The organism is Streptomyces sp. NPDC037203 (assembly GCF_055605065.1).
Genome location: NZ_JBVJUC010000014.1, coordinates 1 through 18,259 on the forward strand (window position 1 = coordinate 1; position 18,259 = coordinate 18,259).

16 protein-coding genes and 2 pseudogenes are annotated in these 18,259 nt (G+C 70.7%); 9 read left to right on the top strand and 9 right to left on the bottom strand.

Going from position 1 to position 18,259, the window contains the following annotated elements; all coding sequences use genetic code 11:
- Nucleotides 1–420, top strand: a pseudogene (locus ACZ7EC_RS29315) (glucose-6-phosphate isomerase); the annotation flags it as partial.
- 94 nt (nt 421–514) lie between these two features.
- Nucleotides 515–1,291 (top strand): hypothetical protein, encoded by a 777-nt coding sequence (locus ACZ7EC_RS29320; RefSeq protein WP_471067264.1) that lies wholly within the window; start codon nt 515–517, stop codon nt 1,289–1,291.
- A gap of 73 nt (nt 1,292–1,364) precedes the next feature.
- Here the strand turns inward: ACZ7EC_RS29320 and pgl are convergent, their stop codons facing one another.
- Genes pgl through tkt form a run of 5 tightly spaced genes read right to left on the bottom strand, consistent with a single transcriptional unit; the run spans nt 1,365 to nt 8,020 of the window.
- Nucleotides 1,365–2,147: a 6-phosphogluconolactonase gene (pgl, locus tag ACZ7EC_RS29325; RefSeq protein WP_471067266.1), complete on the bottom strand. Its 783-nt coding sequence runs from the start codon at nt 2,145–2,147 to the stop codon at nt 1,365–1,367.
- Nucleotides 2,144–3,229: a glucose-6-phosphate dehydrogenase assembly protein OpcA gene (opcA, locus tag ACZ7EC_RS29330; RefSeq protein WP_471067268.1), complete on the bottom strand. Its 1,086-nt coding sequence runs from the start codon at nt 3,227–3,229 to the stop codon at nt 2,144–2,146. The genes pgl and opcA overlap by 4 nt, the downstream gene beginning before the upstream one ends.
- Nucleotides 3,226–4,764: a glucose-6-phosphate dehydrogenase gene (zwf, locus tag ACZ7EC_RS29335; RefSeq protein WP_046417123.1), complete on the bottom strand. Its 1,539-nt coding sequence runs from the start codon at nt 4,762–4,764 to the stop codon at nt 3,226–3,228. Before zwf ends, opcA begins: the two co-directional genes overlap by 4 nt.
- A gap of 1 nt (nt 4,765) precedes the next feature.
- Nucleotides 4,766–5,884, bottom strand: a complete 1,119-nt coding sequence (gene tal, locus ACZ7EC_RS29340; RefSeq protein WP_471067269.1) for a transaldolase — start codon at nt 5,882–5,884, stop codon at nt 4,766–4,768.
- Nucleotides 5,885–5,917: 33 nt separating this feature from the next.
- Nucleotides 5,918–8,020, bottom strand: a complete 2,103-nt coding sequence (gene tkt, locus ACZ7EC_RS29345) for a transketolase (protein WP_471067271.1) — start codon at nt 8,018–8,020, stop codon at nt 5,918–5,920.
- 436 nt (nt 8,021–8,456) lie between these two features.
- Here tkt and ACZ7EC_RS29350 point away from each other — a divergent pair, with 436 nt between their 5' ends.
- The 3 genes and pseudogenes from ACZ7EC_RS29350 (at nt 8,457) to ACZ7EC_RS29360 (ending at nt 10,661) form a co-directional block, all read left to right on the top strand.
- Nucleotides 8,457–9,413, top strand: a complete 957-nt coding sequence (locus ACZ7EC_RS29350) for a heme o synthase (RefSeq protein WP_471067449.1) — start codon at nt 8,457–8,459, stop codon at nt 9,411–9,413.
- 90 nt (nt 9,414–9,503) lie between these two features.
- Nucleotides 9,504–9,824, top strand: coding sequence for a hypothetical protein (locus ACZ7EC_RS29355; protein WP_471067272.1), 321 nt, complete (start codon nt 9,504–9,506; stop codon nt 9,822–9,824).
- 97 nt (nt 9,825–9,921) lie between these two features.
- Nucleotides 9,922–10,661, top strand: a pseudogene (locus ACZ7EC_RS29360) (nucleotidyltransferase).
- Between the two features lie 92 nt (nt 10,662–10,753).
- On the opposite strand, the gene ACZ7EC_RS29365 reads toward ACZ7EC_RS29360, so the two are convergent.
- The 4 genes from ACZ7EC_RS29365 to ACZ7EC_RS29380 are packed head-to-tail and all read right to left on the bottom strand — an operon-like array spanning nt 10,754 to nt 14,363.
- A complete protein-coding gene (locus ACZ7EC_RS29365; protein WP_471067274.1) occupies nt 10,754–11,764 on the bottom strand; it encodes a COX15/CtaA family protein in 1,011 nt (336 codons plus the stop codon).
- A gap of 59 nt (nt 11,765–11,823) precedes the next feature.
- Nucleotides 11,824–12,597, bottom strand: coding sequence for an ABC transporter permease (locus tag ACZ7EC_RS29370; protein WP_471067276.1), 774 nt, complete (start codon nt 12,595–12,597; stop codon nt 11,824–11,826).
- Entirely contained in the window at nt 12,594–13,517 is a 924-nt protein-coding gene (locus ACZ7EC_RS29375) for an ABC transporter ATP-binding protein (RefSeq protein ID WP_471067278.1), read from the bottom strand. Before ACZ7EC_RS29375 ends, ACZ7EC_RS29370 begins: the two co-directional genes overlap by 4 nt.
- A 30-nt stretch (nt 13,518–13,547) precedes the next feature.
- The gene (locus tag ACZ7EC_RS29380; RefSeq protein ID WP_471067279.1) at nt 13,548–14,363 is read right to left on the bottom strand and encodes an AAC(3) family N-acetyltransferase; all 816 of its coding nucleotides are present in this window, start codon (nt 14,361–14,363) and stop codon (nt 13,548–13,550) included.
- Nucleotides 14,364–14,546: 183 nt separating this feature from the next.
- Between ACZ7EC_RS29380 and ACZ7EC_RS29385 the strand changes: the two genes are divergently transcribed.
- Genes ACZ7EC_RS29385 through ACZ7EC_RS29400 form a run of 4 tightly spaced genes read left to right on the top strand, consistent with a single transcriptional unit; the run spans nt 14,547 to nt 18,255 of the window.
- The gene (locus ACZ7EC_RS29385; protein WP_471067280.1) at nt 14,547–15,281 is read left to right on the top strand and encodes a helix-turn-helix transcriptional regulator; all 735 of its coding nucleotides are present in this window, start codon (nt 14,547–14,549) and stop codon (nt 15,279–15,281) included.
- A complete protein-coding gene (sufB, locus tag ACZ7EC_RS29390) occupies nt 15,278–16,699 on the top strand; it encodes a Fe-S cluster assembly protein SufB (RefSeq protein WP_355323241.1) in 1,422 nt (473 codons plus the stop codon). Before ACZ7EC_RS29385 ends, sufB begins: the two co-directional genes overlap by 4 nt.
- A gap of 57 nt (nt 16,700–16,756) precedes the next feature.
- On the top strand, nt 16,757–17,941 hold the full coding sequence (gene sufD, locus ACZ7EC_RS29395) for a Fe-S cluster assembly protein SufD (RefSeq protein WP_471067281.1): 1,185 nt from the start codon (nt 16,757–16,759) through the stop codon (nt 17,939–17,941).
- Nucleotides 17,938–18,255, top strand: a complete 318-nt coding sequence (locus tag ACZ7EC_RS29400; RefSeq protein ID WP_471067283.1) for a non-heme iron oxygenase ferredoxin subunit — start codon at nt 17,938–17,940, stop codon at nt 18,253–18,255. The genes sufD and ACZ7EC_RS29400 overlap by 4 nt, the downstream gene beginning before the upstream one ends.
- The last annotated feature ends 4 nt before the right edge of the window (nt 18,256–18,259 follow it).

Consider the following 18,259-nt stretch of genomic DNA (forward strand, 5'->3'; position numbering starts at 1 on the left):
CCGGTGGCCGAGCTGAGCGGGGAACTGAAGGCGCAGCACGACCTGCTGATGGCCAACTTCTTCGCCCAGACCCAGGCGCTGGCCTTCGGCAAGACGGCCGAGGAGGTCCGCGCGGAGGGCGTGTCCGAGGAACTGGTACCGCACAAGACCTTCCAGGGCGACCGGCCCACCACCACCATCCTGGCCAGGGCACTCACCCCGTCCGTACTGGGCCAGCTGATCGCCCTGTACGAGCACAAGGTGTTCGTCCAGGGCGCGGTGTGGGACATCGACTCCTTCGACCAGTGGGGCGTCGAACTGGGCAAGGTCCTCGCCAAACGCGTGGAACCCGCCCTCACCGAAGGCACCCAGGTCCCCGGCCTCGACCCCTCCACCACGGCCCTCGTCGCCGCCTACCGGGAGCTCCGCGGCCGCAGCTGACCGGCGGCGGGGAGCACGAGGCATCGGGCGGTGCGCCGCCCGGTGTCCCGTACACTCCCGATGATCATGAACGACGCTACGTGGGGGAGCGGCAGTGGCACGGGGGTACCGAGCGCCGGGCGGCCGGCGTGACCGCAACTACCTGAAGGCGCATCACGCGGCAGCGGCGGTGTTCCACCCCGCCTGGATACCGGAGCCGCTCGACCCGGACATCGAACGGCTCAAGCGGTTCCGGGTGGCCGCGGGCACGGTCGCCGCCGTCGGCGTCTACACCTTTGTGGAGCACCACTTCGCCATCCGGGAGATGCTGGAGAACCTGCTGGTCGCCTGCGGTGTCCTGCTGGTGATCGCCCCGCTGACGGTGGGGGTGATGCTGTGGATCTGGCGGAAGGGCGGCCCGCTGCGCACCCTGCGTCCGGCGCTGCTGCGGGCCCTGGGCCTGCTGCTCACCTTCGTGGCCTCGGCCGCCGCGACCGTGCTGCTGATCCAGAATCAGGGTGCGCTGGGCTCGACGGTGATGTTCCTGCCGGGTCTGCTGTCCATATGGCTGGTCTGGTTCGTCGGCGCCGGGGCCCTGCGGGTCACCGGGAACTTCTTCGGGACGGCGGCGGTGCACCGCGCTCTGCCGCCCCTGCTCGCCCTCGTCACCACCTGGCTGATGGCCCTGCCCGACCTGTTCACCGGCGATCTGCACGGCCTCGGGCTCACTCTCGGCATCGTGTTCATCCTCGGCGCCCCGGTGACGGTCACCGGTATCGCGCTGTACGAACTGGCCGTACTGAAGCGGCGGTTCGGCATACGCCTGACGGACCATCCGGCGCTGCACCTCGGCCGGGCACCGTACGGCTCCCGGTACGCGTACGGCCGCTGAGCCCCGATACGGGAGACGGCGGGGACCACCGGTCCCCGCCGTCTCCTCTCCTTCGGCTACCTGCCGCCGGGCGTCAGGGGGACGCCGGCGGATACAGCGAGCGCGGCAGCTGGGAAGCCGCGGCCGAGTCCAGCAGCCACAGGGTGCGGGCCCGACCGCGGGCGCCCGCGGCCGGGGCCTGGATCTCGCCCGCGCCGGACAGGGCGATGGCCGCCGCCTCCGCCTTGTCCTCGCCCGCCGCGAGCAGCCAGACCTCACGGGCCGCGCGGATCGCAGGCAGGGTGAGCGAGATCCGGGTCGGCGGCGGCTTGGGCGCGCCGTGCACGCCCACCACCGTGCGCTCGGTCTCCCGGACGGCCGGCAGCTCCGGAAAGAGCGAAGCCACATGGGTGTCCGGGCCGACGCCCAGCATCAGCACGTCGAAGGTGGGCACCGAGCCGTGGTTCTCCGGTCCGGCCGCCTTCGCCAGCTCCGCCGCGTACGCCTCGGCCGCCGCCTCGACATCCGTGCCGTACGGCCCGTCGGAGGCGGGCATGGCGTGCACCCGCGCCGGGTCCAGCGGGACGGAGTCCAGCAGGGCCGCGCGCGCCTGGGTGACATTGCGCTCCGGATCGCCCTCGGGCAGATAGCGCTCGTCGCCCCACCACAGGTCGAGGCGGGTCCAGTCGATGGCGTCCCGCGCCGGTGCCGCGGCCAGGGCGGCCAGCAGGCCGTTGCCGTTGCGGCCGCCCGTGAGGACCACGGACGCGGTGCCACGGGAGGCCTGCGCGTCCACGATCTTCGTGATCAGGCGGGCCGCGGCGGCCTGGGCCATCAGTTCCTTGTCGCGGTGGACGACCAGCTGGGGAGTGCTCACTTCGCCGTCGCCTTCCTGGAGGGTGCCTTCTTCGCGGTCCTGGACGCCGCCTTCTTCGCGGGCGCCTTGGCCGCCTCCTCGACGGGCGCCGGCTCGGCGGCCCCGGCCCCCTCGGCGGCAGTCCCGGCGGGCGCCTCGTCGGCCCCCTGCTCCGGAACCGTGTGCAGCCGGTCCACCCCGTACCGCAGTGCCGACGCGTAGGTGTCGTCCGGGTCCAGCCGGCGCAGCTCCTCCGCGATCAGCTCGGCGGTGTCGCGCCGCTTGAGCGCCACCGCGCGTCCCGGCTGCCCCTCGATGGAGAGCGTGGCCAGCGAGCCGTCCGCACGGTCCAGGGTGATCGGGCCGCAGGTGGTCTCCATGCGGACGCCGGTCAGGCCGGGTCCCGCGGACGGGGAGCGGCGGACCGGCACGTCCAGCCGGTCCGCGAGCCACATCGCCAGCAGCTCGCAGCTCGGGTTGAACTCCTCGCCCTCCACCTCGACCGAGCGCACCTCGCAGGTGACCTGGTCCAGGGCGGCCGCCAGCATCGAGCGCCAGGGCGTGATCCGGGTCCAGGACAGATCGGTGTCGCCGGGGGTGTAGGCGTCGGCGCGGGCCGCGAGCTCCCGTACCGGCTCCTCGGCGGCGTAGGTGTCGGTGACCCTGCGCTGAGCCAGCGCGCCGAGGGGGTCCTTCGCCGGGTCCAGCGGGGCGTTCACCGGCCACCACACGACCACCGGGGCGTCCGGCAGCAGCAGCGGCAGCACGACCGAGTCGGCGTGCTGGGACACCTCGCCGTACAGCCGCAGGATGACCGTCTCGCCGGTGCCGGCGTCCGCGCCCACCCGCACCTCGGCATCGAGGCGCGAGGTGGTGCGGTCGCGCGGGCTGCGGGAGATCCGCTTGATGACGACCAGCGTGCGCGAGGGATGCTCCAGCGAGGCGTCGTCGGCGGACTTCAGCGCGTCGTAGGCGTTCTCCTCGTCGGTGACGATGACGAGGGTCAGGACCATGCCGACGGCGGGGGTGCCGATGGCCCGGCGCCCCCGCACGAGCGCCTTGTTGATCTCGCCGGCGGTGGTGTCGGTCAGGTCTATCTTCATGGCCTGCGCCAGCTCCGTCCGTCTCGTGCGAGCATCTCGTCCGCCTCGGCGGGGCCCCAGGTGCCCGACTGGTACTGCGCGGGCCTGCCGTGCCTGTCCCAGTACTGCTCGATCGGGTCGAGGATCTTCCAGGACAGCTCGACCTCCTCCGTGCGCGGGAAGAGGTTGGCGTCACCGAGCAGCACGTCCAGGATGAGCCGCTCGTACGCCTCCGGGCTGGACTCCGTGAACGACTCGCCGTAGGCGAAGTCCATGGACACGTCCCGGATCTCCATCGAGGTGCCCGGCACCTTGGAGCCGAAGCGGACCGTGATGCCCTCGTCCGGCTGGACGCGGATCACGATCGCGTTCTGTCCCAGTTCCTCCGTCGCCGTGTGGTCGAAGGGGGAGTGCGGGGCCCGCTGGAAGACGACGGCGATCTCCGTCACCCGGCGGCCGAGCCGCTTGCCGGTGCGCAGGTAGAACGGCACGCCCGCCCAGCGGCGGTTGTCGATGCCCACCTTGATCGCCGCGTACGTGTCGGTCTTCGACTTCGGGTCGATCCCGTCCTCTTCGAGGTAGCCGATGACCTTCTCGCCGCCCTGCCAGCCCGCCGCGTACTGGCCGCGCACGGTGCCCTTGCCCAGGTCCTTCGGCAGCCGTACGGCGCCGAGCACCTTGGTCTTCTCCGCGGCCAGCGCCTGCGCGTCGAAGGAGGCGGGCTCCTCCATCGCGGTCAGCGCGAGCAGCTGGAGCAGGTGGTTCTGGATGACGTCACGGGCGGCGCCGATGCCGTCGTAGTAGCCGGCCCGGCCGCCGATGCCGATGTCCTCGGCCATGGTGATCTGCACATGGTCCACGAAGGACCGGTTCCAGATCGGCTCGAACATCGTGTTGGCGAAGCGCAGCGCCAGGATGTTCTGGACGGTCTCCTTGCCGAGGTAGTGGTCGATCCGGAAGACCTGGTCCGGGGCGAACACCTCGTGCACGATGGCGTTCAGTTCCTCGGCCGACTTCAGATCGTGCCCGAACGGCTTCTCGATGACCGCGCGCCGCCAGGAACCGCCGGACTGGTCGGCCAGTCCGTGCTTCTTCAGCTGCTGGATGACCACCGGGAAGGAGCGCGGCGGCACCGACAGGTAGAAGGCGAAGTTGCCGCCCGTGCCCTGTGCCTTGTCCAGTTCCTCGATGGTGGAGCGGAGCCGCTCGAACGCCTCGTCGTCGTCGAAGGTGCCCTGCACGAAGCGCATCCCCTGGATGAGCTGCTGCCAGACCTCCTCGCGGAACGGCGTACGGGCGTGCGCCTTGACGGCGTCGTGGACCTCCTGCGCGAAGTCCTCGTTCGCCCACTCGCGGCGGGCGAAGCCCACCAGCGAGAAGCCCGGCGGGAGCAGACCCCGGTTGGCGAGGTCGTACACCGCGGGCATCAGCTTCTTGCGCGACAGGTCGCCCGTGACCCCGAAGATGACCAGACCCGACGGCCCCGCGATGCGCGGGAGCCGTCGGTCGGCCGGGTCACGGAGCGGGTTCGCTCCGGATCCCGAAACGGGTGACAAGTCAGCCCTCCGAAGGAGCGAGGCGCTCAAGCTCCGCCTGGGTGGACTTCAGCAGGTCGTTCCAGGACGTCTCGAACTTGTCGACGCCCTCGTCCTCCAGCACCTGTACGACCTCGTCGTACGAGATGCCGATCTTCTCCAGCGCGTCCAGGTCGGCGCGGGCCTCGGCGTAGGTGCCGGTGACTGCGTCGCCGCGGATCTCGCCGTGGTCCTCGGTGGCCTCCAGGGTGGCCTCCGGCATGGTGTTGACCGTGTTCGGCGCGACCAGCTCCTCGACGTACATGGTGTCCTTGTACGCCGGGTCCTTCACACCGGTGGAGGCCCACAGCGGGCGCTGCTTGCGGGCGCCCGCCTTCTCCAGCGCGTTCCAGCGGTCGGAGGAGAAGACCTCCTCGTACGCCTGGTAGGCGAGGCGCGCGTTGGCCACGCCGGCCTTGCCGCGCAGCGCCTTGGCCTCGTCGGTGCCCATCTCGTCGATGCGGCGGTCGATCTCGGTGTCCACACGGGACACGAAGAAGGACGCCACCGAGCGGATCTTCGACAGGTCCAGGCCGCGCTCCTTGGCCTTCTCCAGGCCGGAGAGGTACGCGTCCATGACCAGGCGGTAGCGCTCCAGGGAGAAGATCAGCGTGACGTTGACGCTGATGCCCAGCCCGATGACCTCGGAGATCGCCGGCAGACCCGCCTGGGTGGCCGGGATCTTGATCAGGGTGTTGGGGCGGTCCACCAGCCAGGCCAGCTGCCTGGCCTCGGCGACGGTCGCCTTGGTGTTGTGCGCGAGACGGGGGTCCACCTCGATGGAGACCCGGCCGTCCTGGCCGTCGGTGGCGTCGAAGACCGGGCGCAGGATGTCGGCGGCGTCGCGGACGTCCGCCGTGGTGATCATGCGGATGGCCTCTTCGACGGTGACCCTGCGGGCGGCGAGGTCGGAGACCTGCTGGTCGTAGCCGTCGCCCTGCGAGATCGCCTTCTGGAAGATCGTCGGGTTCGTGGTGACGCCTACGACGTGCTGCTGGTCGATCAGCTCGGCGAGGTTGCCGGACGTGATCCGCTTGCGCGACAGGTCGTCCAGCCAGATCGCGACGCCTTCGTCGGAAAGGCGCTTGAGTGCGTCTGTCATGGAATTACATCTCCTACGTGTCGTATATGGGCGTCAGCGCTGGGCGGCGGCGATGGATTCCCGTGCCTTCGCGGCCACGTTCTCCGCGGTGAAACCGAACTCCTGGAAGAGGACCTTGCCGTCGGCGGACGCACCGAAGTGCTCCAGGGAAACGATGCGGCCGGCGTCCCCGACATACTTGTGCCAGGTCAGCCCGATCCCCGCCTCGACGGCGACACGGGCCTTCACGGACGGCGGCAGCACGGAGTCCCGGTACCCCTGGTCCTGCTGCTCGAACCACTCGACCGACGGCATGGACACGACCCGCGTCGGAACGCCGTCGGCCTGGAGCCGCTCACGAGCCTCGACGGCCACGTGCACCTCGGAACCGGTGGCGATCAGGATGACCTCGGGCTCCGCGCTCTGCCCGTCGGACCCCTCGGCCTCGAACAGGACGTAGCCGCCCTTCGCCGCGTCCTCGTTGGGCTCGTACGCCGGCACACCCTGGCGGGTCAGCGCGAAGCCGTGCGGCTGGCCCTTGCCGAACTCCTTGGTGTAGCGCTTGAGGACCTCGCGCCAGGCGATCGCGGTCTCGTTGGCGTCCGCCGGGCGCACGATGTTCAGCCCCGGAATGGCGCGCAGCGAGGCCAGGTGCTCGACCGGCTGGTGGGTGGGGCCGTCCTCGCCGAGACCGATGGAGTCGTGCGTCCACACGAACGTCACCGGCAGGTGCATCAGGGCCGACAGACGCACGGCGTTGCGCATGTAGTCGGAGAACACCAGGAAGGTGCCGCCGTAGACACGGGTGTTGCCGTGCAGCGTGATGCCGTTCAGCTCGGCGCCCATGGAGTGCTCGCGGATGCCGAAGTGGATCGTACGGCCGTACGGGTCGGCCTCCGGCAGCGGGTTGCCCTCGGGCAGGAAGGAGCTGGCCTGGTCGATCGTGGTGTTGTTCGAGCCGGCCAGGTCGGCGGAGCCGCCCCACAGCTCGGGGATCACCGGGCCGAGCGCCTGGAGCACCTTGCCGGAGGCGGCACGCGTGGCGACCGACTTGCCGGGCTCGAAGACGGGGATCTTCTCCTCCCAGCCGGCGGGCAGCTCGCCCTTGGCGATGCGGTCGAACTCGGCGGCGCGCTCGGGGTTGTCGTCCCGCCACACCTGGAACGCCTTCTCCCACTCGGCCTTCGCGCGGGCGCCGCGCTCCAGGGCCTTGCGGGTGTGCGCGATCACGTCGTCCTCGACGGCGAAGGACTTCTCCGGGTCGAAGCCGAGGACGCGCTTGGTGGCCGCGACCTCGTCCGCGCCGAGCGCCGAGCCGTGCGCGGCCTCGGTGTTCTGGGCGTTCGGGGCCGGCCAGGCGATGATCGAGCGCATCGCGATGAAGGAGGGCCGGTCGGTGACCTGCTTGGCCTCCTGGATCGCGGCGTAGATCGCCGCCGGGTCCAGGTCGCCGTCCGCCTTCGGCTCCACCCGCTGCACATGCCAGCCGTAGGCCTCGTAGCGCTTGACGGTGTCCTCGGAGACGGCCGTCTCGGTGTCGCCCTCGATCGAGATGTGGTTGTCGTCCCACAGCAGGATCAGGTTGCCGAGCTTCTGGTGGCCGGCCAGCGAGGACGCCTCGGCGGAGATGCCCTCCTGGAGGCAGCCGTCACCGGCGATGCAGTAGATGAAGTGGTCGAACGGCGACTCGCCCTGAGGGGCCTGCGGGTCGAACAGACCGCGCTCGTAGCGGGCGGCCATCGCCATGCCCACCGCGTTGGCCACACCCTGGCCCAGCGGGCCCGTGGTGGTCTCGACGCCCTTGGTGTGTCCGTACTCCGGGTGGCCCGGAGTCTTCGAGCCCCAGGTGCGGAAGGACTCCAGGTCCGCCAGCTCCAGGCCGAAGCCGGCCAGGTAGAGCTGGGTGTAGAGGGTCAGGGAGGAGTGGCCGGCGGACAGCACGAAGCGGTCGCGCCCCACCCACTCCGGGTCGGCCGGGTCGTGCCGCATCACCTTCTGGAAGAGGGTGTACGCGGCGGGGGCCAGGCTCATCGCCGTACCGGGATGGCCGTTGCCGACCTTCTGTACGGCGTCGGCGGCCAGGACTCGGGCGGTGTCCACGGCCCGCTGGTCCAGCTCGGTCCACTCAAGGTCTGTGGTGGTCGGCTTGGTGCTCACCCTGGGTCAGGGCTCCTCTCCACATGTCGTTCGCCGGTCCTGGGGCACGCGCCCACCCGGCCGCCGGCGTGCTTCTGCCCGCCGGATGTTGTCGAGCCTACCCTCGCAAGGACGTGCGTTTTCGCGGGTGTTTCCAGACTGCCGGGCATCGACGGGATCCGCCTCCCGACTGGGCGAGACGGCATTTGGCACATGAATAAAGAGGTGCTCATCTGACCGCTCAAAAGAGTGGTGGGGGCCCTCTTTTGGGACCTCCGGGAAAGGGTGTTCCGGTATGCCGGCGGAACCTGTCGCGGGGGGCCGTCCGTGTGACCGCCAACACGACCCCACCCCCGCGAAGGCCGGGGTATGGGCAACGTCTAAAGTGGCGTGGTACGCGCGAGCCCTTCATGAAGACCTCATCCGGGGGAGGCTCGCTGGGATGTCTCTGTCAGGGGTGTGCGTGACGGCCGTCGAATCCCGTCCAGCTGCCGTGCTCGGTGGTACGAACCCGAGCCCGGCCCACCGGCCGTTCGGGGCCCGTGTCAAGGCATTCGTGGCGCTGACCAAGCCGCGGATCATCGAGCTGCTGCTCATCACCACCGTGCCGGTGATGTTCCTGGCGCAGCAGGGTGTGCCCGACCTGAAGCTGGTGCTGCTGACCTGCCTCGGCGGCTACCTCTCCGCGGGCGGCGCCAACGCGCTGAACATGTACATCGACCGCGACATCGACGCCGTCATGGACCGCACCGCGCAGCGGCCGCTGGTGACCGGCATGGTCAGCCCGCGCGAGTGCCTGGCCTTCGGCATCGCGCTCGGGGTCGTCTCCACGCTGCTGTTCGGGCTCACCGTCAACTGGCTGAGCGCCTGGCTGTCGCTGGGTGCCCTGCTGTTCTACGTCGTCGTCTACACGATGATCCTCAAGCGCCGCACCGCGCAGAACATCGTGTGGGGCGGCATCGCGGGCTGTCTGCCGGTGCTGATCGGCTGGTCCGCGGTCACGGACTCGATGTCCTGGGCGCCGATCATCCTCTTCCTGGTGATGTTCTTCTGGACGCCGCCGCACTACTGGCCGCTGTCCATGAAGGTCAAGGACGACTACGCGCGCGCCGGTGTGCCGATGCTCCCGGTGATCGCCTCCAACAAGGTGGTGGCCCGGCAGATCGTCATCTACAGCTGGGTGATGGTCGCCGTGTCGCTGCTGCTCACCCCGCTGGGGTACACGGGCTGGTTCTACACGGTGGTGGCCCTCGCGGCCGGCGGCTTCTGGCTGTGGGAGGCGCACGGGCTCCAGAACCGGGCGAAGGCCGAGATCACCGGCGCGAAGCTCAAGGAGATGCGGCTGTTCCACTGGTCGATCACCTATGTGTCGATCCTCTTCGTCGCCGTCGCGGTGGACCCGTTCCTGCGCTGACGCACCTGTTTCCCGGACGGGAGGGGCGCGTGGTCAAGGCCACGCACCCCTCCCGTCGCCGTTTGGTCTACTCGTCGGTAGCATCCAGGCATGGCAGACACGCAGCAGGTTGACGCGAAGGCCGAGCGCACGGTGGCCCGGCTCGCCCGGAGGATCAGCGCCTTCTCCAAGGCCCACGGCGGCGCGGAGGGGCAGGTGGCGTACATCGGGGAGCGCGGGGCGCGGATCGTGCTCGTCGGCGAGGACGGCGGCTGGGGCGATGTGGTGGCCCCCACTTACGCGATCGCCGAGCAGGCGGTGGCGAAGGCTGGGATCACGGTGCACGAGGCGTTTGACGGGGAGTTCGCGGCGAAGGTGACGACCGGGCCGTACGAGTGGAAGCGGATGGCCGGGATCCAGCTCGGGGGCTAGGGGCCTCTCGTTTGGATCTTGCCGGGCTCGCGGGCCGGGGCATTCACGGCTGATCGACTGGTTCCCCGTGCGCCAGAGGGGCGCCACAGTGGTCCGTATGCAGACGGATGACCTCCTCGGACGATTCGTCGACGCGCTGGCGCCGCTCCGCCCCCGTGCCGTCTGGGCGCACGGCTCGCTCGCCGGGGGCGACTACCAGGAGGGCCGGAGCGATCTCGATCTCATCGCGGTGCTCCCGGCGCCGCCGGATCCGAAAGCCGTATGGCGGGTCGTGCGGCTGCACCGGCGCCTGCGCCGCGCACCGCTCGCCGCGAAGCTGCATTGCAGCTATCCGTCCCCGGCCACCCTGGACGATCCGCGCCGGGCGCATCTCACCTGGGCGCACGGCCATGTGCTGCGCCGCCCGCCCACCCCGGTCACCCGGCGCGAACTGCACGCCTTCGGGCGGTGCTGCACGGGGAGGCGCCGGCGGGTCTTCTGCCGCCGGTGGCGGACCGGACCCTGCGCGCATTCGTCGTCGCGGACCAGCGGGACTTCTGGCGGCCCGCCGTGGCCAGGGCCCGGCCGTGGCGGCAGGACATCTGGGTGGACCTCGGGCTGCTGACCCTGGCCAGGGCCACCGTGACCCTGCGCGACGGGCGGCTGATCTCCAAGCGGGAGGCCCTGGCCGAACTGCCGTCACTCGGCGCGCCCGCCGAGCTCGTCGCGGACATCACCCGCAGGCGGTACGGCGACCCCGCCCCGGCGGTGGACGACGCCTGGCTCACCCGGCGCGCCGAACTGACCCGCGCCTATCTGGGCCCGGCGATCGACGCGCTGGTCGCCGCATACGGGTGAGCCGGATGGCCGTACCGCATACGGGTGACGCCCTACGTACTACCGGTGACGCGGATGGTCGTACGGGCTGACGAGACGCTTGTGCGAGAGTGTCAGGCGTTCGTGGGAACCGTGGCCCCGGACGCCGGCTCGGGCACGCTCGGCTCCGCCTGCTGGCGCTCGCGCAGCGCCAGCAGGACCCGCAGGACGCCGGCCCACACCAGGCAGGAGCCGAGCATGTGGACGCCGACCAGCAGCTCGGGCAGGTGCGTGAAGTACTGGACGTAGCCGATGACGCCCTGAGCCAGCAGGATCAGGAACAGCTCCCGAGTGCGGGCCAGCGGGCCGCGCGGGGCGTCGACGGCCTTGAGGATGAACCACAGGGCGAACGTCAGGGTCACCACGATCCACGCGAGCACCGCGTGCAGCTTGGCCACCGTCTCCCAGTCGATCGGGATGCGCTGCACATCGCTGGAGTCGCCCGCGTGCGGACCCGCGCCGGTGACCACGGTGCCGACCGCGATGAGCAGCACGGCCGCGACCACCAGGAACCACACCAGCTGCACCACGGCCTTGCCGACCAGTGGCCGGGGGGCCGCGTCGCCCTCGCGGGTGCGCTGCCACATCACCAGGGCGACCGTGATCAGCGCGGTCGCCAGCAGGAAGTGCGCGGCGACGGTGTACGGGTTGAGGCCGACCAGCACCACGATGCCGCCGAGCACCGCGTTGCCCATCACCAGCCAGAACTGCGCCCAGCCGAGCCGGGTCAGGCTCCGCCGGCGCGGCTTCTCGGAGCGGGCGGCGACGATCGCCCAGCCGACCGCCGCGCACAGCACGTAGGTCAGCATGCGATTGCCGAACTCGATGGCGCTGTGATAGCTCAGCGTCTGCGTCGGCGTGAGCGAGCCGTCGGTGCACTCGGGCCAGGTCGGGCAGCCCAGGCCCGAGCCGGTCAGCCGCACGGCACCGCCGGTGACGACGATGACCACCGACATCACGAGCGCGGCGAGGGCCGCCCGCTGCACGGTCCCCGGCTTCGGGGTCCAGCGGGCGGCGATGAAGGCGAGCGGATTACGCAAGGCCGCTACGGCGTCGGCGCGGTTCAGCTTTGGCACGCCCACCATCGTAGGCCGCCGCTTGTGCACGCTTTCACGAGGGTCCCCGCCCGGCGCCGTGCCGCGGCTCACTCCCAGCGGAAGAACTTCCCCGCCGCGGCGAGCCCCACGACCGCCCACACCGCGAGGATCCCGAGGTCCCCCCAGGGCATCCCGGCGCCGTGCTGGAGCACGTCCCGCAGGCCGCCGGAGAGGGCGGAGATGGGCAGCAGACCCAGGATGTGCCGGCCGGCCGCGCCGAACTTGTCCAGCGACACGATGACCCCGCCGCCGACGAGCAGCAGCAGGAACACCAGGTTGGCCGCGGCCAGCGTCGCCTCCGCCTTCAGGGTGCCGGCCATCAGCAGACCGAGCCCGGAGAAGGCGGCGGTGCCGAGGATCAGCAGCAGGAGTACGGCGGCGGGGTCGCCGTGCGGGGACCAGCCGAGCGCCAGGGCGATCACCGTCAGCAGGATCACCTGGAGCACCTCGGTGACCAGCACGGACGCCGTCTTCGCGGTCATCAGGGCCCAGCGCGGCAACGGCGAGGCGGCGAGCCGCTTGAGCACGCCGTAGCGGCGCTCGAAGCCGGTGGCGATGGCCTGCCCGGTGAACGCGGTCGACATCACGGCGAGGGCGAGGATGCCCGGCGCGAGGAAGTCGACGGCCTTCCCCTTGCCGGTGTCCACGATGTCCACGGAGCTGAACAGCACCAGCAGCAGGGTGGGGATGACGACGGTCAGCAGCAGCTGCTCGCCGTTGCGCAGCAGCATCTTCGTCTCCAGGGCCGCCTGCGCCGCGATCATGCGGGGCAGGGGCGCGGCCCCCGGCTTGGGCGCGTACGTACCCGGCGGGGTGGTCATGAGCGCAGCTCCTTGCCGGTCAGTTCCAGAAAGACGTCTTCCAGGGTGTGCCGTTCGACCGAGATGCGGTCCGGCATCACCCCGTGCTGGGCGCACCAGGAGGTCACGGTGGCCAGCAGCTGCGGGTCGATTCTGCCGGCGACCCGGTAGGCGCCCGGAGTCAGCTCGGCGGCCGTGCAGCCGTCCGGGAGCGCCTTGAGCAGGGAGCCGACGTCGAGGCCGGGGCGGCCGGTGAAGCGGAGAGTGTTCTCGGCGCCGCCCTTGCAGAGCTCCTCGGGGGAGCCCTGGGCGATGACCTTGCCGCCGTCGATGATCGCGACGTCGTCGGCGAGTTGTTCGGCTTCGTCCATGTGGTGCGTGGTGAGGACGACCGAGACACCGTCGGCGCGCAGGTCCTTCACCAGGTCCCAGGTGGCCCGGCGGGCCTGCGGGTCGAGGCCGGCGGTCGGCTCGTCCAGGAAGACCAGTTCCGGGCGGCCGACGACGGCCATGGCGAGCGCGAGGCGCTGCTGCTGGCCGCCGGAGAGCCGGCGGTAGGAGGTGCGGCCGCAGCTGCCGAGGCCGAGCCGTTCGATCAGGGCGGGCACGTCCAGCGGGTGGGCGTGCAGCTTGGCGACATGGCGCAGCATCTCGTCCGCGCGGGCGCCGGAGTACACGCCGCCGGACTGGAGCATCACGCCGATCCGGGGCCGCAGCTCGGCCGCCTGCCGTACGGGGTCGAGGCCCAGGACGCGTACCGTGCCGGAGTCCGGCTTCCGGTACCCCTCGCAGGTCTCGACCGTCGTCGTCTTGCCGGCGCCGTTGGGTCCGAGAACGGCGGTCACGCCCGCTCCGGTCTCCAAGTCGAGGCCGTTGACCGCGGTCTTCGTGCCGTACCGCTTCACCAGGGCCTGGACCCGGACGACTGGCTCACTTCGCATGGACCCGAGTCTAGGGAGAGCGCTCGCCGATCAGTCGCGGGGGTGCGGGAAGCCGCGCGCGGGGGACCGGCGGGCCCGCAGCCACTCCTCGGCGTAGGCCACGGCGTCCGCCACCGGGAACAGCCGGGCGTCGGCGGCGCCCACCCTGCCCCGGACGACGGGACGCGCCCGCTCGAAGTCGCCGCCCAGCTCCCCGAACGGCTCGGAGGTGATCGACACCTCGGTCACCGTCTCCCAGCCGCCGCCCGGAGCGGGCCGGCCGACCCGGACGAGCGGGCCGGGCACGCGGTATTCGGCCAGGTGGAAGGCGGTGCAGGTGGCGTAGCCCGCGCCGAGCAGCAGGACACGGGCGCCCCGCTCCTCCAGCCGGGCCAGCGGGCTTCGCTCACCGAGCCGGCAATCGGGGGCGTGGCCCTCGGTGATCTCCCGCGCGCGGGGGCCGACGGCCGCGAAGGAGGTCTGCGGGTGCGCGCTGCGCAGGGCGCCGGGCCAGGTCCGCACGGTCTCCGGGATCACCCCGACGCCGCGGGTGGGGGTGGTGCGGGGGTCGTACGGCGGCATGGTGGCCCGGATCCGGTCCCACCACTGCCGGGGCACCGGCGGGTTCCCCCACAGGGCCGGATCGGAGAGGTCGGAGGACTGGGCGGGGACGACCAGGGTGCCCTGGGGACCGAGGGCGTCGAGGAGTCCCCGGACCACCGCCACGGCCCCGCCGTTCACCCATCCGAGGGAACTCAGGGACGAATGTACGAGGAGGGTCTCGCCGGCGGTGACACCGAGCAGCCGCAGCCCGGTGGCGATGTCGTCCCGCGTGACAAGAGGCCCGGTGGGAGGGGGTGTGGCCATGGCCGGGGAGTCTTCCGGACGGGCGGCCGGGGCGCCACCGGATTCCCCCGGCGGCCGGGCTCCGGGTGATCGATCAGAGATCGTTTCCGCAGGTCAGATTAGGTAGACCTAAGTGATGCAGGGCACCATCGGTGATCCGCACGGCGCTTGTCAGGCCCGGAGGAATTACGCAACAATGGCGTTGTGAAAAACGTCGGCGAGGCTCGGGAGGCCCTCACGGGGGCCCCGCAGGAGGAGTTCGCGACCGGTGAGCGCTCCACGCGCAACCGCGTCGTGCGCTCCATCCTGGACCACGGGCCCTCGACCGTCGCCGAGCTCGCGGGCCGGCTGGGCCTGACCCAGGCGGCCGTCCGGCGCCATCTGGACGCGCTGGTCGCGGACGACGTGGTGGAGGCCCGCGAACAGCGGGTGTACGGCACGCGCACGCGCGGCCGCCCCGCCAAGGTCTTCGCACTCACCGACTGCGGCCGCGACGCCTTCGACCAGTCGTACGACAAGCTGGCCGCGGACGCGCTGCGCTGGATCGCCGAGCACGAGGGCGGGGCCGACGCGGTCTCCGCCTTCGCCCGTGCCCGGATCGCCGCCCAGGCGAGGGCGTACCGCCGGGCCATCGAGAGCGCGAGCCCCGACAAGCGCGCGGAAGCACTGGCCAAGGCCTTGAGCGCGGACGGGTACGCTGCTACGGCGCGCAGCGCACCGGTCGGCGAGCAGCTCTGCCAGCACCACTGCCCGGTCGCCCATGTCGCGGAGCAGTACCCGCAGCTGTGCGAGGCGGAGACGGAGATCTTCGCCGAGCTGCTGGGTACCCACGTCCAGCGACTGGCGACCATCGCGCACGGCGACGGCGTCTGCACGACGTTCATTCCCAAGATTTCCACTGACGCACCTGCAAGTACGGCCGGGAGGAACCCCGCATGACTCTCCCCACGGAGACTGCCCACCCTGAGCTCGAGGGCCTGGGCAAGTACGAATACGGCTGGGCCGACTCGGACGTGGCCGGTGCCTCCGCCCGTCGCGGACTGAACGAGGACGTCGTCCGCGACATCTCCGGCAAGAAGTCGGAGCCGGAGTGGATGACCAAGCTGCGCCTCAAGGGCCTGAAGCTTTTCGAGAAGAAGCCCATGCCGAACTGGGGCTCCGACCTCTCGGGCATCGACTTCGACAACATCAAGTACTTCGTGCGGTCCACGGAGAAGCAGGCGGAGTCCTGGGAGGACCTGCCCGAGGACATCAAGAACACCTACGACAAGCTGGGCATCCCCGAGGCCGAGAAGCAGCGCCTGGTCGCCGGCGTGGCCGCTCAGTACGAGTCGGAGGTCGTCTACCACCAGATCCGCGAGGACCTGGAGGAGCAGGGCGTCATCTTCCTGGACACCGACACCGCGCTCAAGGAGCACCCGGAACTCTTCAAGGAGTACTTCGGCACGGTCATCCCGGCCGGCGACAACAAGTTCGCCGCGCTGAACACGGCCGTGTGGTCCGGCGGCTCCTTCATCTACGTGCCGAAGGGCGTGCACGTGGAGATCCCGCTCCAGGCCTACTTCCGTATCAACACGGAGAACATGGGCCAGTTCGAGCGGACCCTGATCATCGTCGACGAGGGTGCCTACGTGCACTACGTCGAGGGCTGCACCGCGCCGATCTACAAGTCGGACTCGCTGCACAGCGCCGTGGTCGAGATCATCGTCAAGAAGAACGCCCGCTGCCGCTACACGACCATCCAGAACTGGTCGAACAACGTCTACAACCTGGTCACCAAGCGCGCCGTGGCGTACGAGGGCGCGACCATGGAGTGGATCGACGGCAACATCGGCTCCAAGGTGACGATGAAGTACCCGGCCGTCTACCTGATGGGTGAGCACGCCAAGGGCGAGACCCTCTCCATCGCCTTCGCGGGCGAGGGCCAGCACCAGGACGCCGGCTCCAAGATGGTCCACATGGCGCCGAACACCTCGTCCAACATCGTGTCGAAGTCCGTGGCGCGCGGCGGCGGCCGCACCTCGTACCGCGGTCTGGTCGAGATCGGCGAGGGCGCCCACGGCTCCAAGTCGAACGTGCTGTGCGACGCGCTGCTGGTGGACACCATCTCCCGCTCCGACACGTACCCGTACGTCGACGTCCGCGAGGACGACGTGTCCATGGGCCACGAGGCGACCGTCTCCAAGGTCTCCGAGGACCAGCTGTTCTACCTGATGAGCCGCGGTCTGACCGAGTTCGAGGCGATGGCGATGATCGTGCGCGGCTTCGTCGAGCCGATCGCCAAGGAGCTGCCCATGGAGTACGCGCTGGAACTCAACCGGCTGATCGAGCTCCAGATGGAGGGCGCGGTCGGCTGACCGTCCACCGCCCCACCATCACGCCACTGACCTGAGAAAGCGAGCAATACGACAGCCATGGCTGAGGCTCAGAACATCCCCGTGGGCGCGACCACCACGGGCTCGATCGCGGTCGCCGCGGAGTCGACCGTCGCCACGCGCATGAGCGTCCCCCCGTCCTTCGACGTCGCGGACTTCCCCGTCCCGCACGGCCGCGAGGAGGAGTGGCGGTTCACCCCGCTGGAGCGCCTGCGCGGGCTGCACGACGGCACCGCCGTCGCCACCGGTGACGGCGTGAAGGTCGACGTGCAGGCCCCCGAGGGCGTCGTCGTCGAGACCGTGGGCCGCGACGACGCGCGCCTCGGCCGGGCCGGCACCCCCGTGGACCGGATCGCCGCCCAGGCGTACTCCGCCTTCGAGCAGGCCTCGGTCGTGACCGTGCCCAAGGAGACCGTGCTCACCGAGCCGGTCCGCATCGCCGTGCACGGCCAGGGCGGCACCGCCTTCGCCCACCAGGTGATCGAGCTTGGCGCCTTCGCCGAGGCCGTGGTCGTCATCGACCACACCGGTGACGCGGTGCTCGCGGCCAACGTCGAATTCGTGCTGGGCGACGGCGCCAAGCTGACCGTCGTCTCCGTCCAGGACTGGGACGACAAGGCCGTCCACACCGCCCAGCACAACGCGCTGATCGGCCGGGACGCGTCCTTCAAGTCGGTCGTCGTCACCTTCGGCGGCGACCTCGTACGACTGCACCCGCGCGTCTCCTACGCGGGCCCCGGCGGCGAGGCCGAGCTGTACGGCCTGTACTTCACCGACGCGGGCCAGCACCAGGAGCACCGCCTGCTGGTCACCCACAACACCCCGCACTGCAAGTCGAACGTCGTCTACAAGGGCGCGCTCCAGGGCGACGACGCGCACGCGGTCTGGATCGGCGACGTGCTCATCGAGGCCAAGGCCGAGGGCACCGACACCTACGAGATGAACCGCAACCTGGTCCTCACCGACGGCGCCCGCGTCGACTCGGTGCCGAACCTGGAGATCGAGACCGGTGAGATCGTCGGCGCCGGTCACGCCTCCGCCACCGGCCGCTTCGACGACGAGCAGCTGTTCTACCTGATGGCCCGCGGCATCCCCGAGCAGGACGCCCGCCGCCTGGTGGTCCGCGGCTTCTTCGCCGAACTCGTCCAGCAGATCGGCGTCCCCGACATCGAGGAGCGCCTGCTCGCCAGGATCGAGCAGGAGCTGGAGGCCTCGGTCGCATGAGTTTCGTACGCGCCTGTGGGCTGAGCGAGTTGGCGGAGGACACCCCCAAGCGGGTGGAACTCGACGGCACGCCGGTCTCGGTCGTCCGCACCGAGGGGGAGGTGTTCGCGATCTACGATGTCTGCTCCCACGCGAACGTCTCGCTCTCCGAGGGCGAGGTGGAGGACTGCCAGATCGAGTGCTGGCTGCACGGCTCCGCGTTCGACCTGCGCACCGGCAAGCCGTCCGGTCTCCCCGCGACGCGCCCCGTCCCCGTATACCCCGTAAAGATCGAAGGGGACGACGTGCTCGTCTCCCTCACCCAGGAGTCCTGAGGCA